Here is a 17,947-nt window from a genome sequence, read left to right on the forward strand (position 1 = left end):
TAAGATTATCTATTCCACATGATAAGTGCAACGGCAATGTGTTTTTGATTTAGATATGTGTTAAATATTATTCATAATTTATTTAAGCCATATACTTCCCAGTTCGAAGCTTGTATTTTCAGATACATTATCAATTGTAGACATTTGAATTATCTCAATTTTTGAGACATCGAAAGGGATTGAGGTATCCGGAGTGAAACTCCTTTCGAGAAAAGTAGGATAAGGTGCCGGCAGTAATATTGTTTTATCCTGTATCAGGTCGGATAGTCTCACCTCGTATATTTGTTTTTCTTTGTCTAAATTAAGTGCAGTGGTGTATGTGAATCCATCGGATGTAACAAAGCCAACCTTCAGCTTCTTCAGATCAATCGCATTTTTGATATTTAAGTAAAGTATTTTTGCTACCATCAGGGCATCTTTGCGGGTATTTACATCGTCTTTGATATATTTTCGCCAAAAGAAACGGGCTTCCGTATCATTTGTTTTAAAGTTAAATATCATACTATTAGACTCTGTTAGATTTTCTTTGATGCTTTTCAGAATATATGATGTTTCCGGAATGGCATATGTTTCTATCTCTTTGTTTTCATTTGTTATTTTTATCAGTTGCACAGGACTATTTTCATCAACAACTTTACTTTCCCAATATTTATTTTGGATATAGTCCCAATCCAATGGATTACCTTCTGTTTGTCCCGGAAATGTATAATTTTGTTTGCCTTTACATACAATGATATTATATCTGAAAATACCGCTTGTTATCATATCAGTTGGTATTTGGGCTTGATAGGTGTATCCCTCTTTACGTTTCATTTTTATATATGGGTTTGTTGCCGACCAGAATGATACTTTATCTGTATAAATGATTACCGAATCGGGAAACGAAGGCCCTACTATTTGCGCTTCGATATTTAATGGCTTGTTTGTTTCAACCACTTTCGCAGGCTGATGCACTACGGAGAATATTTTAGCATGTGCTTCGGGAGCGACAAATTCGCCTAGAGTAATATTATTCCATTTTGTATTACTATTCCATGTTTTGACTGGGGTATATCCGTTTTTTGTCAGAAGATATACACCCGGTTTTATTAGAAAGCTTGCCCCATTCGATAACCTATCCGAAGCATTTTCTTTATTGATAGTTGCAATCGTGAAATTCTCTCCTAAATCGGGTAGTCTGATTTCCATATTCCATTCGTTCCAAGCTATAGTAACAACCTCTTTCTTTAAAGAAGGTTTACTAAAAGGGTCATTTATCTGAATGGCATCCGGCATGACTTCCAACCGCCATAATCCGTCTTCTAATTTATCTATAAAGTAAGCTCCTGTACCTTCATATTTTATTAAAGGAGAGTTCCCGCATCCTGCTATCGATTCGAGTTTGTCGGCCATAACAGGTGCTGAATTTGTATTATTAGAGTAAAAGAATTTTTCAGGTGTATTCATTTCGCTTAAATCTTGCTCATAGCTTACACGAAAAGCATCGAAAATAGTGTCGTTCGGGTATTTTGCATACTTCCTATTCATTGGAATATTATAAGCAATCTCCGCTGCAATCTTCATGCTGATGGCTTTTCCCGGGGTATATGCCAGATTGAGAAAATGTGTCTGATATTCAGTATTGGCCCAAGCTATATCGATGGGGTCATACGCGAATTGTGTTATCCACTGAAATCGTTGAGAACGGAAAGTGCGTGTCATAGCAGGATACATATATGAATAAGTAATATCCGCCGGATCGTATTCGTAAACAGCTTTTGCTTTTTTGTCAAATCCTTTAATATTATCAAAAGGAATATTGTAAGTATCTACATATGGAAGAAAATTTCCCTTTCGTGTTTGTCCTGCTACTAATCCAATCGGATACCATTGATAAGTAGTCCCTTGAATCTTTGTGTTGAAATATGCCTGCACATGAGGCATATTATGGCTTACATTATAAAATATAGGCTTACTATTTCCAGCTTTCTCCAGAGCACTTAGCATTCTGTTTATATAATCTTCTGTCTGCTGGGGAGTATCCATGTGGCAAGGCTCATTGTTGATCTCGAAACCGACGATATAAGGATCATCCTTATACGACTGTTGTGTATAAGGGTTCATGTGTTTTACAAACTGAGAAATATAATTTGCCTGTGCGTTTATGGCTTTTTTATCGCTATGTATTTTACATTTATCGTAGAGATAGGAAAAGGCCCCATTATTCTCATTCCTTTCGGGATAGCCATTTCCAAAATTTGTCATTGTTGTAATCAAAACTCTTATATTACGTTCTCTGAGTTTTGCGATAAGATAATCGAGGAGATCGAGATGCTCATTTTCTATCAACTGTCCGTCCCCATTCGAAATTTCCACATCCCATACATGTATACGGTATGCATTGAAGCCTAAACGGGAAAAATGATATACATCTTTATCTATAGCCTCTTTATGGCTCTTCCCTATATAATTGATTGCACGGTAAGCATGGGCAAACGGTAATGTGTAGTTTACCCCGTAAAAAGAGGCTTCCTTTTGGGTATCAGACCATCGCATTGTCCCACTCTTATCTATATAGATAGTTGGAATGCTTTGTACCTTTTGGGCATAAGCTGAAAAGGTAAACGATAGGCAACATAGTATTACGAATAATAATTTCATGGCTTTTTACGGTTATAGTAAATTGCGAATAATGACAAATTTAGGGTGTTAGTATATTTTATATATAGACCAAATTGGACATATAGTAATATAAATTAGACATGAAAAAGATTTAACTAATATGATTTTATATTTTAATGGGTATAAAATCAATTAATTATGTATCAGGTTGAGGTCGTCTGTGAATTGGCGAGGTGTTTTGCCAAATTCAGCTTGGAAGCATTTGGTGAAATAAGAATGATTGGAGAATCCCACCATATACATGACTTCGGATATGGAGAATTTATTCTGAGAGAGGAGCATTGCTGCTTTTTTGATACGTATAGATCTTATATATTCTACGGGCGACATGCCAGTCAGCTGTTTTACTTTTCGGTATGTTTGTTTCGAACTTATGCCTGATATGGAACTTAGAGCATTTACATTAAGATCAGGATCGGCAACCTTTTCTTCTATGATCCGGGTAATCTCAGATAGGAATTTCTCATCCGGAGATGTTGCCTCGATAGCCTTAGGTTCAGTTATGCTTTCAATTCTTAGCTTGTCTTCTATTTGTTGCTTGTTTCTTAATAGCTGTTCTATTCGTGATAAGAGTATTTCGGTATCGAAAGGTTTGGCTATAAAAGCTTCTACATTTAGACTTATACTCCCTAATTCGGTATTTTTATCATCTTTCGCAGTTAATAAAATAATAGGGATGGTCGATGTAGGTATATTCTTCCTTATTTGCTTGCTCATTTCTAATCCGTCCATAATAGGCATCATGATATCGGAAACTATTATATTGGGCTTAAATCGGATTGCCATATCCAGTCCTGATTTTCCATTGTACGCAATATTGCAATCATATTTTAGAGAGAGTGTCTGGCTTATGAATTCTGCTATTTCAGGGTTGTCTTCTACAACCAATACTCGGGCTTTGTTCTCATTTCCATTGATAGTGCTGTTATCCGGGATATTAGTTTCTATCTCATTCTCTTCTATATGTGGCAGTATAATGGTAATTTCTGTTCCGGTATCTTCTTCTGAAGAAATTGATATTGTTCCGCCATGTTGTTCGGTATAGGTCTTTGCTAAGTATAAACCGATACCGGTTCCTTCCTTTATCCTTGCAGTTTTTGCTGATTGATAGAATCGTTCAAATACATAAGGAATGTCTTGCGGAGGAATACCTACTCCGGTGTCTGATATGGATATATTCAAATGCTTGTTTTTCTCATCTAAGTTGAGGTTGAGTCTGATAGTTCCCCCTTCTTTTGTATATTTACATGCGTTTGAGATTAAATTGTTCAGTACAGATTCTATCTTTAGCACATCGATGTTGATATAGATCTTTTCCTTATTTGTATCGAATATAAATGTAAGCTCTTTCTCTTTGTAGCCGTCTTCATATATAGAGAATAGGCTTCTAGTGAATTGAACAAATTCAATTTTTGAGAGGATCAGATTATCATTTGTATTGCTGTCTGTACGGTTAAAATCAAGCACTTGGCGAATAAGCGAATTTAGTTTCAGCGCATTCCGTTGTATAGCCTCCAGTTGCTTCTTTTTCAGTGGGTCTTTTATTTCTAGCAATAACCGACTGATTGGTGCTATTATGAGGCTTAGAGGTGTTTTGAATTCGTGTGAAACATTCGTGAAAAAGTCAATCTTTAGGTTGGATAATTCAAGAGTTTTTTCCTTTTCTATCCTTTCTATCCTCAGGTTATTTTTTACTCTGTAAAAGTTTATGATCCAGATTATCAATCCTAAGATAAGAAGAGCATAGACACATTTTGCCCAAATGGAGTAATACCAAGGAGGGCTGATGCTGAAGGGAAATGTGAAAGTCTGATTTGAGGGTTCACCTGAGGCGTCTAGCTTGCTTATGATAAGCTGGTACTCCCCGTATTCGAGGCTTGTAAATGAAATACGGTTTGTCGTTTGTTCTATGATGTTCCAGTTGTTGTCCAATCCTTCGAGCCTGTATACATACTTGTTGCTTTCCTGTTTCGAATAGACCAGATCCGAGAATTCGAAACTTAGACTGTTTTCTTTATAGCTTAGATTTAAACTATTGAGGTAACGAATACTGTTGCTGTTTTCTTTAGGTTCTGATTTGTATAACTGATTATTTATATATAGTGCAGTTAATATAATAGGGCTATTGTTTTGACTTTCATTTAGTATGTCCGGAGATATTAAGACAAACTCGTCGTTTCCACCCAAATATATATTGTTGTTCGTTTTGTCAAAATAACTACTTGTGTATGACTTGGTTGTAATATCGGGACGCCTGACGTTATGGGTGTATTTGTCCAATACCCATACACCATCTGAAGCTGATATCCATATGTTTTGCCCTTCCTCGGTGAGACTTAATACCTCACTATTTCCAAAGGAATTAAATTCAATGAACCGACAATGGTTGTTTTCAGGGTTTATTTGTACCAATCTACTCCGGAATCCTACCCATATAAACCCTTCCTTGTCGCAGATAATATAATTAGGATTTTCGCTATTAGTTCCTGTCTCGATAGGAATTTTTGTTACCGTTTTTAGTTTTGGATCTATTTTGTTTATACCATTATTGTATAATAGTGCCCACACATTACCATTATGGTCGGGTACTATTTGATTTACGAAGTCGCCTGAGAGTCCATTGCGTGTAGAGTAATTATAGTCTGCAATATAATTTCCCGATGTGAAGTTTAAGAGTCTCTGTTTATCTACAACGAATATTCCTCCTAAGCATGTTGCTATCCACAACTGATTGTAATCGTCTTCGAATATATAATATGCCCAGTTAGAGTTTAAGGAGTGGCTACTGTCTATGATATTGTAATGAATAAATTGTTTTTTATTATAGTCGTATCGGTTGATACTACCATCCGAAGCAATCCAAAGGTTGTGAGTCTTGTCTTCATATATGTGTCTTATCCGGTTATGGGAGATAGGATGTTTAGAATCTCCCATTCTATACCAGATAGAACCGGAAGGCTCATCGGTTAAAGGAGGTGACAGTATTAGCCCATTAGTCCCCCCTAGCCAGAAGTTATTTTTGGAATCTTTGTATATGGTACGGAAGTGATTACCGTCTCCGACACCTGTTATTTCCGAAATTGGAACAATCCGAAATGTTTTATTATAACGGGATAGAGATATACCGTAGTTAGTGCCAAACCATGCATTATTGTCCTTATCTACAAATATATCCCAAATTATATTATTAGTTAATGACTTCTCATTTCGAGAATCATGTACTATATGTTGTACTTCGCTTGTATATACATTGTAGATATATAAACCATTGTCTGTTCCCACTAAGAGATTCTTGTTTTGGTCGATGGCGAGCGATTTGATTGAGTTGTCTTTGAATGAGTTTATCTCTTCTACTAATTTTTTAGAAGGCGAATATTTGAATAAAGCACCTTCTGTTCCAATCCAGACACACTGATTGAATGAATCCTCTAAAAGTGAATTCACGAAAAGATTGCTTCTTTTACTGTCTGCGGGTAGGTGTACAGCCTCGAAATTATCTGTTTTAGGAATATATTTGCAGAGTCCATCGTAGGTGCCTATATAGAGGTTGTTTTCCTCTGTATCAATTATAGAATAGATTGTTTTATGAGGTAATCCTAGGTTTCCTTTTTGGCTGACATTTTCAAGAACCCTTGTTTCTAGGTTATACTTATGTAGTCCATTTAGGGTGCCTATCCAGAGAGTATTATCTTTGACAGCCATTGTTCTGACATCGGATGGAAATTCTATTTCTAATGTTTCATATCTGTCAGTTTTGTAATTGAAGAAAAGCACTCCGTTATCTGTACCTAGATATAAATGGCTGTCTCCGACAACAAGGATGCAATATATCTGAGCGTTAGCTTTACTTTTAAGAGAGAAGTGGGGTTGAGACGAGTAACCGTCATAGCTGAAAAGGCCTTTGTTCGACCCTATCCAAATAAGTCCTTGAGTGTCTTGAACAAAGCAATTAATAACATCTGCTTCGGCACTTAGGTTTATATTGTTAAAGCTTTGATAGCTCATTCTTTGCCCACATAAACTGAGTATCGATAGAATAGATAAGAAAAGACAATACAGTATTTTGCTCTGCATGCGTATTGGAAGAAAGGGTTTATGCAAATATAATCTTTTTACAGGAAGTTATCACTTATTCGTTAATTTTTAAAGATGCATATGAGTTAAAGTTGTATCTCCTCAATTGGATCCCAAAATATATGCTTCCAATGCTTTATTTTATCGTTGACGATAATAATACCTTCTGCTTCCAACTGTTTCTGCATTTCTCCATTATTTCCGAAAGCCGCCTTTCCAGATAGCCTGCCTTCGCTATTCACTACACGATGGGCAGGTATGTTATTTTTCGATGAATCGCATTCGCCCATTATTCGTCCTACCATTCGCGACATATTCGGATAACTAATTGCTTTAGCTATTGCGCCGTAACTGGTTGCACGTCCGTAAGGTATAATCCTTACTATTTCATATACTGCTTGCTTAAATTCTTCTTTATCTATATGGTGCATCGAAGGTTCCAAACACGGTTAAGATAGTTATTAATGGCTTAAAGTCCTGATGGTTTTATTTACAATAGCTTGCATTTCATCATAGTTTTCTTCCATCGATTGTAGTAATTTGTATTGTGCACGCGTGCGTATCAAGTTATGGGTTTTGTTATTTACCTTATAATAATTATCTCCATCTATGTAATCCATAAGGAAACGCAGAACTTGTTCGAAGGTTATATACTTAGCTGAAAAAGCAAGATTGTCTATTTCTGATGGGGTGAGGAATGCTATCGCTTCAGACAAATATCCTCTTGTGTATCCTTCAAAGATATCCATCTTCATATATACATTGTCAAGATTCAGGTCATCTTCTTTGCCTGCATTGGTATATGAGCGTATAGCATCACCATAATCATTGAGGCACATACTGTTTAATACAGTGTCTAAATCGATTACACAAAGGACATCCCCTTGTTGGTCGAACAATATATTGCTTATCTTGGTGTCGTTATGTGTTACTCTGATAGGTATTTCTCCCGATTCTACTTTTGTCCACAAGGAAAGCATTTCTTCCCTTCGGCTTTCGATCCATTCTATTTCTTGTTGGACTAAGTTTTTTCGTCCAACAGGATCTTTTTGTAATATATCATCCCATTGTTGTAGTCTGTATCTCATGTTGTGAAATCCGGGAAGAATATCTGTTAATGGTTCTTCCATATTTGCCAACATAGATTGAAACCGCCCAATTCCTTTACCTCCCTGTGCTGCTAGTAGGGGAGAGTCAGCATATTGGTAAGTAATTGTATCTTCTATGAATAGACAAGCGGCCCAATATTCGCCATCGCTATCTTGATAATATAACTTACCATCTATTGTAGGTGTTATAGTCAGAGCCTCACGAAGAGGATCGCCTCCTTGAGCTACTATTTTTTTCTTTAAATGGATAGTTACCTTCTGAATGTTTTCCATCATGGCTGGTATATTCTGGAATATATTCTTATTTTTTCGTTGCAAAATATAGTTAGGGCTATTATTTTCTGTTTCAACAAAAAAAGTATCATTGATAAGTCCTTCACCTAATGGACGTATTTCTTTTATAGTTCCTTTAAAGGAGAAATGTTTTCCTACTTTCATATTATTAAGGCGTTTGTTCTTTATCTATATGTTTTAATACTAGAAGTTGACGAAGATATAAATTCATTTTTAATAAGGAGTTGTTTCTCAAAAAAAGATTCTATTTCTTTTTTTTTTATTTCTTAATATAAAGTATTTATTATTATGCGTTTATGCTGTAATTGTGTTTTGCCCAAACTAAAAAGTTTGTATTTAAAAGCAATTTTTAAAGTCATATGTTTGGAAAATAGAAATTTTCCATTACCTTTGCACTCGCTTTGTTAAAGCAACAGGGAGATTCCGTAGCTCAGCAGGTAGAGCACATCACTTTTAATGATGGGGTCCTGGGTTCGAGCCCCAGCGGGATCACGAAATTCGACTGACTTTCAGAAATGGAAGTCAGTTGTTTTGTTTTCTCTCTGTATCTCGCATTGTCACAAAGAATTGTATTTACAAATTTATTGACTTTTGTGGTTTGATATTTATTTTCTTGAAATTGTAGTTTTTCAGGAAATATCAAACCAATCAAATAATGTTTAGTCTCGCTATCTATGGCTATATTTAATGATTGTAGATAAGCTCCAAAGCTTCATCTTTCTTAAGATCAAATCTTATATAGCCATCTCCTTTCTGACGTATTTTTACTTGTTTTCCAGATTTAAAGAACGACGGAATATCTTTGCTGCGAGAATGTTTTAAGACAAATGAATGAGATATTGTTGCTGTAATTATAACCTTATTTAATTTAGAATCTTTCCATTCAGCATCAACAGTGGCCCCATTCCTCACAGCTAATCCTTTAAAATATCCGTTACTCCAAGCTTTTGGTAAAGCTGGCAGCAGGTCAATATACCCTTCGTGGCATTGGATCAACATTTCGGCAATTCCGGCTCCCCCAGCCTCATTTCCATCAAATATAAATATATCATAAGGAGCTCCGGCTATACCTTTAGGTGATATCGTAAGTAAATTCTCTCTAGATAAATTACGTTGAAGTAAGACTAAGCTCTCATAAGCTTTCTCGCTGTCATAAAGCCGGGCATAATTACATATCATATTCGCTCTACTCCATTCCACATCCTCCCAGTCTTTTGCGGCCAAGCGGAGTTCCATAGTACGACGGACCGCATTTGCTAAGTCCGGATTTTTATTTGGTGTGATTTGTTGGAAGGGATAAATTGCTAATAGATGTGATGTATGGCGATGATTGGGTTGTGCTTCGTCATAGTCTTCAAACCATTCTTGCAGACCTCCATTTCTCCCGATTTTAAAAGTTGGAAGCTGTTTTAGAATTGCAGTCAATTTGCTCCTATAGTCACTATCGACATTCAGTATTTTAGAGGCCTCAATACATGAATTAAAGGTTTCTCTAACCAATATCAAATCAACAGTAGGCATCATGGATAATGAATGGTTTTGTTCCTCATACCGAAAGGAGTTTTCAGGAGATATACTTGGTCCTGTCATCAAGTAACCTGTATTAGGATCTTTAACTAGATAATCGACTAAAAAATCAGCCTGTCCTTTCAACAAAGGATATGCTGTTTTTTCTAAAAAATCACGGTCTGATGTATATAGATAATGAGTCCATAGATGCGATGCAATCCATGCACCTGCTGTAGGGAAGAGTCCCCAACCTACCCCGGAACCTGAAGCCGTATATCCCCAAACGTTGGCTACCGTATGTGCCGTCCATCCTCTAGCACCGTAAACATCTTTGGCTGTTCTACTTCCATATTTTGCTAATTGCGCTATATATTTAAATAAGGGCTCATTTAGTTCATGCAGATTTCCGATATTGGCTAACCAATAGTTTTGTTGTGTATTGATATCCAGATGATAATCATTGGTCCATGCCATATTACAAGCTAAATTATCATTCCAGACTCCCTGTAAATTTGCAGGAAGAGGTGAGTTTGCTCGCGAAGCAGCAATAAGTAAATATCGGGCATAGTTAAAAAATAAGGCATCGAGCCCAATGTCGGTAGCTCCATTCTTCACAGACTCCCATCTCTTATCGGTAGGTAGCTTATCATTAGGACTTTCGCCGAAGAACAAGTCTACACGATTATATAAGTCGGAATGATCTGCAATGTGATTATCTTTCAATATTGTATACTTTTTGCTTAAAGCATTATTTACAGCAACTGTACATTGGTTCTTATAATCTTTATTTTCGTAGTCTGTTCTAAGGTCAAAAACTAAAGTGACATTCGACGCTTGCGATATATTGATAACTCCTCCTTTCGCACTAACAGTTCCGTCTTTGGTTTTTACGGCTATTCTTCCATTAAATTCGACACCTCCGGGACCTTGTTTAGGGAAAGATACCTTACCTTCTATTTCTATAGAATTGTCTCGAGCTATAATATCAGCTTCCCGAAGGAGTTGAAACGATATATCGGTATTGATATTATTCGCTTTATCTGCTGACATATTTATAATCAGAACATCATCAGGGTTACTGCAAAAGTATTCTCGAGTATGAAGAACATCTCCTGCTTTGAAGGAAACCTTGTTGATTGCAGTTTTTAAATCTAGTTCACGTTTATATTCTGATATATTATTGTCGGAATATCTAAAATGCATTTTCAGATCACCTAATGGAACATGTGATCCAAATGAATGAGGTGATCCACTCAAAATATCAGACCCAAGTTGATTCCCTTTACTCAGATTGCCTTCAAAAAAGTATTTCCTTATTTCGTTCAATTTTTCTTTACCACATTTACGGTGCTGATCTTCATCATATTGTCCCGCCCATAATGTAATTTCACTCAACGATATGGTCTCATCAAACGTTCCTCCAAAAACAGTTACTCCTATGCGTCCATTACCTATAGGTAATGATTTCATCCATTCGTCTGCAGGCTGTTGATACCATAAAGAGTGTCGTGTATCAGTGCTTTGAGGCTTACAAGGAAGTCCTGTCGTAAAAATAAGAATGAGACACAATGCTATAGGTAAAAGATTTTTAGAAAGCATAATACTAATTTATTTTTGTTCAATCTTTAGTAATTTGGCATCTTTAGCCGGGATAGGAATAATTTCACCTGTCTCGATAGATTTACCGGACCAAAGTTCTGTTATTCTTGAAATCTCAGAAGTTTTTAAATTAAGACGGTCAAACGGGATAGACACAAACTTTTCAGTTTCATCATAATTAAATAATGCTAAAAAGGTATTTCCATCTTTGTCTGTATAAACAAATTGATTTTCTGAATTTTCTCCCGTTCCTTCAACCGGGCGATATGATTTTCCGAATGCAGCACTATTTACAGCAGCATTAGTAAGATATTTTCCAGCTCTTTCTTTTGAATCTTTTGGACCTGTTAAGCTGAAGTCATCACCGATTATAATCAAACCAGTAATTATGGCAGATGTCACACGCGCTCTGTTTTCACCTTCAGTAGCATCGCGCAATACGACATGATCAGCATCATTAAATTGATATGCGTTGTCGATCCACCATCCGTAAGAGACAGCATTCATTGTATATTCCGTGTCTTTGATCTTATTCCATGCATCGCACGCAATTCTACGTGATTGAGCGTACTGTGCAGGGAAGATAGGTGAAATAGACAGGTTTATAAACATATCACCAAAATATTTAACTAACAATTTCATCCCGTAATTATAGGCCTGCATTCCGGTTTTAATATCGGTGTTATACCATTTATCGCCTTCCATTGCTCCATGTCCCATAAAATCCATTTTCACATACTCAAATCCACATCGTTTAAAGAGTTCTGAAGTTGCCTTCATTCGCTGTTCTATTGCGGGATGAGTGGGATCTATGGCATATGCCCCATCAAATTCCTGAGGTTTGCCTTGTGCGTAAACATAAATATCTTTGAACTTATAACCTTGAGCATTTTCTACTTCTCTTTCGGGATTTTTACCCCAATCGGTAAAAGGAGTCCAATATATACCTGCTTTTTGACCGTTGACTTTACATTTATCGACAAAGGATTTAAGCTCTGTTTCTGAGAAAATATTCCACCCCGAGTCTAGACCAATATACACTGTATTGTCAGCGGTTACAAAATTATTGTTTTGTAAATTGGTTTTGAAGTAATCAGAGACTTCCATTGCATGATTATATCTAAGATTAAATTGAAGAGCGCCCCAACTATTCCAACCAAAAGGAACGGCTCCTTTCCATTCCGGGCGAGGAGATACAATCGCATTAGCTTTTCCATACTCATCCATTCCTGTACGCCAGTCGTCAGAATATCCAAGCATAACCAATGGCGACTTTATTTCTTTTCCTTGTACCGAGCCATGTACATTAGTATCTCTTGTCAACGAATCAGCCACACCTCCGTAACAGATAATAGAGCCTACATTGTTTACATCTTGCCCTTTGGTTATATCCACTGCAGTTTTCCAACAATCGTGTTCAATGGAACCTATCACTAATCCTTTACGAGTTTCGTTATTAAAAATTGCAGTTACTTCATAACTCCTTAAATTTTCAAATGTTAGGGGGTGTGATTTAAATCTTACCCATGCATCGTTGTCGAAAGGAACAAACAGAGCCCTATTATTCCCATCAGGCAAAACCTTTCCTGCCTGATCAATATTAACAGGAGCCATATAGTTTGAAGATATTTCTTTATCTGATTTCAATCTAAATTCAGTAAGGATGTAATCTTTATCTGGATATATCTCAAAAGCTTGGATCAATGTCGGTAAAGAATCGGCAATATATGTAATTTCAAGAATCTTCCCTTTCCCAAATTTAGTATCAATACTATATGTCTTTGATGAAGATCTAGCGTATTCTTTTGTTGTAATAAGCCTATTCCCTATTTTATAAGACGCATACACACCATTAAATATGGTGCAGGAATCTTTTTTTATACCAACATTATTCTCTTTTGGATTATAGATTATAGTCCACTTTTCATTCTTAACAGAGGAATTCTGACCACATGAGCAGATAAAAAAAACAATTAAAAAAATAAGTAAAAATACATTTGTTTTCATGATACATTATTCTAGGTAATAAATCCTTTTTAATATTTTGTAAAAATCGATACTTGTTCAACACTATGCCATAGTGAGGATATAGCTTAATAAGTATTTTCTTTTAAGAATAAAAGGAAGTACTAAAATAAAAGGATTATAGCGAATAGAAAATACTGTATTCTTCAAAAAATGGCACTTTTGTACCTAATTTATTATAAAAACCAAGAATTAGGACATATGTTGTATTTATAGCGACAAGTGTCGAGTGCTTTTTCAACGTATTTGCGACCTTTGTATCAGAGATTAATAGATCATTGTTAACATGAACTAATATAGTATTTGTATAAGATCAAGGTATCAGTTCTTCTGAAAAATTAATTTCCTGACGAGATTATGTTATAGAATAAAATGTTTTATGCTTATTTTCGCAATTGGTATAAATTAAATCTAGCTTATTCGTTTTATTGATTGAAGGTAACTATCCCTGGATTTTATGTGGATGTAAGAGATTCGTTTTCAAACACGGAATGCAAGTAAAATAATTGAACGTTATCAATTGATGGTCTAGAATTGTCTTTAGCTATTTCACATCCTATAACCTTATAATATTTATGAAATATATATTTTTAGGGCTTAGCCTTATACTTTTCTTACCTATTTATCTGAAGGGGGGAAATTATCGGTTTTCTCAAATAGATGGTAATATTGGGTTGTCACATAACAACGTGAAGTCTATCTGTCAGGATAGTTATGGATTTATGTGGTTTGGTACTAGAAATCGTTTGAACCGTTACGATGGAATTACATGTAAAGTCTTTAATTGTTACGATTCGGAAACGAAAAGAGGGAACAATAATATTAGTGCATTATTTGAGGGGCCAGACAAAGAGTTATGGGTTGGAACAGATAAAGGAGTATTTATTTTTGATCCTGTAGCAGAAAAATTTTCTTCATTCGACCTTCAGTCAAAGGAAGGAGTGTCGATAATAGATTGGATTACAGATATCCGCCAAGACAACAACAATAATATTTGGATCGTAGCTCCCAATCAAGGCGTATTTAGATACAATCTGAAGACAAAAAAATTACATTACTACATAGTAGTCAAGGATCTTTCTCCCAGTCAAAGCAATCCGCAATGCATTGCAATAGAGAAAAGTGGACGTGTATGGATTGGAGCTAACGGAGCCGGAATTTTTCTTTACAATAGTTCGAATGATACATTTACTCAATATTTGGGTGATGCAGATGGACAGCATTCTTTAGCAGGAAAGAATATTTATACGATATGCCATGATAAAGATCATATAATAGTAGGTATTCATGAAGAAAATTTACTTCGTTTAGATAAGCGTAGGAATACTCTCGAAGAAATGGACACCAGAGAGATCAATAAGAAAATAATCAGGTGTATTACTCCTCTTAATGATAACGAAATATGGGTCGGAACACAATACGGACTCTTTATTATAAATGACGATACGAATTCGATAATACATGCTATTGAGGATCCAATAAATAGTTATTCTTTGTCGGATAACTTTATCGAATGTGTTTATGAAGACAGAGAAGGCGGCATATGGATAGGAACTAACTTCGGTGGTGTCAACTATTATAGAAATCGCAATGATAAATTTGAAAAATATTTTCCAACAAGCGATCCCGGTTCTATAAATTCTCATAGGATAAGAGAGTTGGTTGAGGATAAGAGCGGCGATATCTGGGTAGGAACGGATGATGCCGGTGTCTTCATATTTAATACGGAGACACAAAAATTTAAGGCCTTAAATAGTTTATATCCCAGGCAAGCGTTAGCCATGCTTGCTTTAAAAACTGCTGTGTGGATTGGGTATTTTAAAGATGGTTTGGATATTGTTGAGCGCCCACAAAATAAAATAACCCATTATAGCGCCGATGTTTTACAGCTCAATGAAGAAAGTATTTATGCATTATGTGAAGACAGATATGGTAATATATGGCTTGGAAACGGGTGGGGTGTATTTGTAAGATATAAGAACAGTTCTAAGTTTGAAAGATTAAATATCTTTGGTTTATCGTTTATCTTTGATATTATAGAAGATTCGGAAGGGTATATATGGATTGCAACGATGGGTAGCGGGGTTTTTCAATATGACCAGAATAAGGATAAAGTTATTCACTACACTCACACAGACGAAAATAGTATAAGTTCAAACAGTGTAAGCAGTATAACTGAAGATCATTTGGGGCAGATATGGTTCTCTACAGACAGAGGCGGAATATGTGTATTCAACAAAGAAGAAAAGAAATTTAAGAGCTATTCTATAAAAGACGGTCTGCCCGATGACATAGCATATAAGATACTCGAAGACAAAAATTATAATCTGTGGTTTGGTACTAATAAGGGACTTGTCCGGTTTAATCCTCAGACAAAACAAGTACGTGTGTTTACTCAAAATGAAGGGCTGTTGTCTAATCAATTCAATTATAAATCGGCACTAAAAAGTAATTCCGGAAAATTATATTTTGGGTGTTTAGAAGGGCTTATAGCCTTTACGCCTGAAGAATTTCAGAAGAATACATTTATCCCTCCTGTATATATAACTAAACTCTCGTTGTTTAATAAGGAAATCAATCCGAATGAGAAAGGTTCTCCTTTAGCTAAGAGTATCGTACATACGGACAAAATAACCTTGCCTTACAATGAAACAAATATAACACTCAATTTTGTGTCGCTCAGTTACATTGCACCCTTAGCTAATAAGTACGCCTTTAAAATGGATGGAATTGATGCAGATTGGATATATACACAAAATAATAATAGCGCGTCTTACTCAAATCTTCATCCCGGCAAGTATTTATTTAGAGTAAAGGCTAGTAATAATGATGAATTATGGAATGAGAGAGAAGCTCAATTAGAGATTATTATTCTTCCCCCGTGGTGGGCGTCAAAGATAGCGTATATAATCTATATTGTTCTTTTCTGTGCGATCACATATTATGTAATATATTTTTCAATAAAAAGATATAAAAAGCGAGGTGAAGAACAACAAAGGCTGTTTGAAATAGAAAAAGAACGAGAATTGTATGAAACTAAGGTTGATTTCTTTACTGAGATTGCACATGAAATACGTACTCCGGTTACTCTTATTAGTGGCCCGTTAGAAGCTATAATTGAACAACAAATTCCTGATGAGGGTATAAAGCGAAATCTGCAATATATAAAGCAAAACACAAACAACTTACTAGACCTAATAAATCAGCTATTGGATTTTCGAAAGGTTGACAGTCATAAATTTTTGATCAATCTCAAGATTGTGGATGTTTCAGCCTTATTGAAAGAAAATATTGAGAAATTTAGACATCAGGCCTTAACGACACCGAAAAAAGTAAATATAAACTTCACAGACGATAATCTGGAACCTGTATTAGCTGCCGTTGATAGAGAAGGAATTACTAAGATTATAAATAATCTGTTATCCAATGCGATGAAATATTCTTCTAAGAATATTGAAATATTGATTACTCACGACGATGTTTATTTTACTATAGAAGTTATTAATGATGGGGTGATTGTTCCGGATGAATTTAAGGAGAAAATATTCGAACCTTTTTTCCAGGTAAAGGCTTTGCATAAAGATACTACCGGTTCTGGAATAGGGTTGTCTTTAGCTCGGACATTAGCCGAATTGCATGATGGATATCTATTCTATTCGTCTGCAAATGGATTGAATAATTTTATCTTAAAGGTGCCAATATCTCATGAACAGGAGAATACTGACGATATAAATATATTGATCGAAAATGATTCTGATCAATATATTTATAATCAAGATAACTTGATGAAAAGAAAACTCAGACCCGAAACCATCCTCATTGTTGAAGACAATACCGATATGTTAAGTTTTATTTCAAATGAGATGCAAGCCAAATATGAGGTAATTAAGGCAACAAATGGAACTGAAGCTTTTCAAATTCTGAAACAAGAAATGATCGACATTGTAATTAGTGATATTATGATGCCCGGAATGGATGGGTTTGAACTGTGTCAGACGATAAAAACGGATATAGAATTGAGCCATATTATAGTAATATTACTTACCGCACGCAATGATCTGAATAGTAAAATCAAAGGGTTGGAAATTGGTGCAGATGCGTATGTTGAAAAACCATTTTCGCTGCATTACTTACAAACGTTAATCGTATCATTGATAAATAATAGACGGAGGGATATGAAATTGCTCACTGCGAAACCATTTATGTCGATGAATCAAACGGGAATGAGTAAAGCAAATGAACAATTCCTGAATAAAATAATTGAAATTATAAATAAAAATATAGCAGAACCAAGTTTTAGTGTCGAATCATTATCTGAGGCAATGCATATGAGTAGATCGAGTTTACACAGAAAAATTAAATCAATAATAGATTCTTCTCCTACAGATTTCATAAGGCTGATACGTCTACAGAAAGCTGCAGAACTTATTCAAGATGGGAAATATAGGATTAATGAGATTTGTTATTTAGTTGGTTTCAATTCGCCATCTTATTTTATTAAATTATTCCAAAACCATTACGGAATGACTCCCAAAGATTTCGAGAAACAGAGTAAAGAAATGAATAAGTAAGCCTATTCTTATTCATAGGTCTTGCCATATTATTATAAATCGGCGGATGTAAATAATAATGCTTTTTTTAATATCTACGTCTTGAATACCAAGAGATTTATATAC

At 35.3% G+C, this 17,947-nt stretch carries 7 protein-coding genes and 1 tRNA gene; 2 read left to right on the forward strand and 6 right to left on the reverse strand.

What is annotated here, in order from left to right; genetic code table 11:
* Positions 1–78: 78 nt before the first annotated feature.
* The 4 genes from JGH11_RS09245 to JGH11_RS09260 form a co-directional block, all read right to left on the reverse strand.
* The gene (locus tag JGH11_RS09245) at positions 79–2,640 is read right to left on the reverse strand and encodes a cellulase family glycosylhydrolase (protein ID WP_201111297.1); all 2,562 of its coding nucleotides are present in this window, start codon (positions 2,638–2,640) and stop codon (positions 79–81) included.
* Between the two features lie 153 nt (positions 2,641–2,793).
* Entirely contained in the window at positions 2,794–6,666 is a 3,873-nt protein-coding gene (locus tag JGH11_RS09250) for a two-component regulator propeller domain-containing protein (RefSeq protein ID WP_236263938.1), read from the reverse strand.
* 155 nt (positions 6,667–6,821) lie between these two features.
* Positions 6,822–7,166, reverse strand: a complete 345-nt coding sequence (locus JGH11_RS09255; protein ID WP_201111298.1) for an MGMT family protein — start codon at positions 7,164–7,166, stop codon at positions 6,822–6,824.
* Positions 7,167–7,196: 30 nt separating this feature from the next.
* Positions 7,197–8,282 carry a phosphotransferase enzyme family protein gene (locus tag JGH11_RS09260; protein WP_201111299.1) on the reverse strand — a complete coding sequence of 362 codons (1,086 nt, stop codon included), beginning with the start codon at positions 8,280–8,282 and terminating at the stop codon, positions 7,197–7,199.
* A 275-nt stretch (positions 8,283–8,557) separates the two neighbouring features.
* On the opposite strand from JGH11_RS09260, the gene JGH11_RS09265 reads away from it, so the two are divergent.
* Positions 8,558–8,630 (forward strand) — tRNA-Lys (locus JGH11_RS09265).
* 192 nt (positions 8,631–8,822) lie between these two features.
* On the opposite strand, the gene JGH11_RS09270 is transcribed toward JGH11_RS09265, so the two are convergent.
* Entirely contained in the window at positions 8,823–11,246 is a 2,424-nt protein-coding gene (locus tag JGH11_RS09270) for a glycoside hydrolase N-terminal domain-containing protein (protein WP_201111300.1), read from the reverse strand.
* Between the two features lie 9 nt (positions 11,247–11,255).
* Positions 11,256–13,253 carry an alpha-galactosidase gene (locus JGH11_RS09275; protein ID WP_201111301.1) on the reverse strand — a complete coding sequence of 666 codons (1,998 nt, stop codon included), beginning with the start codon at positions 13,251–13,253 and terminating at the stop codon, positions 11,256–11,258.
* A 593-nt stretch (positions 13,254–13,846) separates the two neighbouring features.
* Between JGH11_RS09275 and JGH11_RS09280 the strand changes: the two genes are divergently transcribed.
* On the forward strand, positions 13,847–17,842 hold the full coding sequence (locus tag JGH11_RS09280; protein WP_201111302.1) for a hybrid sensor histidine kinase/response regulator transcription factor: 3,996 nt from the start codon (positions 13,847–13,849) through the stop codon (positions 17,840–17,842).
* Positions 17,843–17,947 lie beyond the last annotated feature (105 nt).

Source organism: Dysgonomonas sp. Marseille-P4677, from assembly GCF_016652235.1.
Classification (GTDB): domain Bacteria; phylum Bacteroidota; class Bacteroidia; order Bacteroidales; family Dysgonomonadaceae; genus Dysgonomonas.

Bases quoted from the DNA above. Each gene is read 5' to 3' on its own strand.
- JGH11_RS09245 (WP_201111297.1), bottom strand. From the start codon at position 2,640: ATGAAATTATTATTCGTAATACTATGTTGCCTATCGTTTACCTTTTCA.
- JGH11_RS09250 (WP_236263938.1), bottom strand. From the start codon at position 6,666: ATGAGCTATCAAAGCTTTAACAATATAAACCTAAGTGCCGAAGCAGAT.
- JGH11_RS09255 (WP_201111298.1), bottom strand. From the start codon at position 7,166: ATGCACCATATAGATAAAGAAGAATTTAAGCAAGCAGTATATGAAATA.
- JGH11_RS09260 (WP_201111299.1), bottom strand. From the start codon at position 8,282: ATGAAAGTAGGAAAACATTTCTCCTTTAAAGGAACTATAAAAGAAATA.
- JGH11_RS09270 (WP_201111300.1), bottom strand. From the start codon at position 11,246: ATGCTTTCTAAAAATCTTTTACCTATAGCATTGTGTCTCATTCTTATT.
- JGH11_RS09275 (WP_201111301.1), bottom strand. From the start codon at position 13,253: ATGAAAACAAATGTATTTTTACTTATTTTTTTAATTGTTTTTTTTATC.
- JGH11_RS09280 (WP_201111302.1), top strand. From the start codon at position 13,847: ATGAAATATATATTTTTAGGGCTTAGCCTTATACTTTTCTTACCTATT.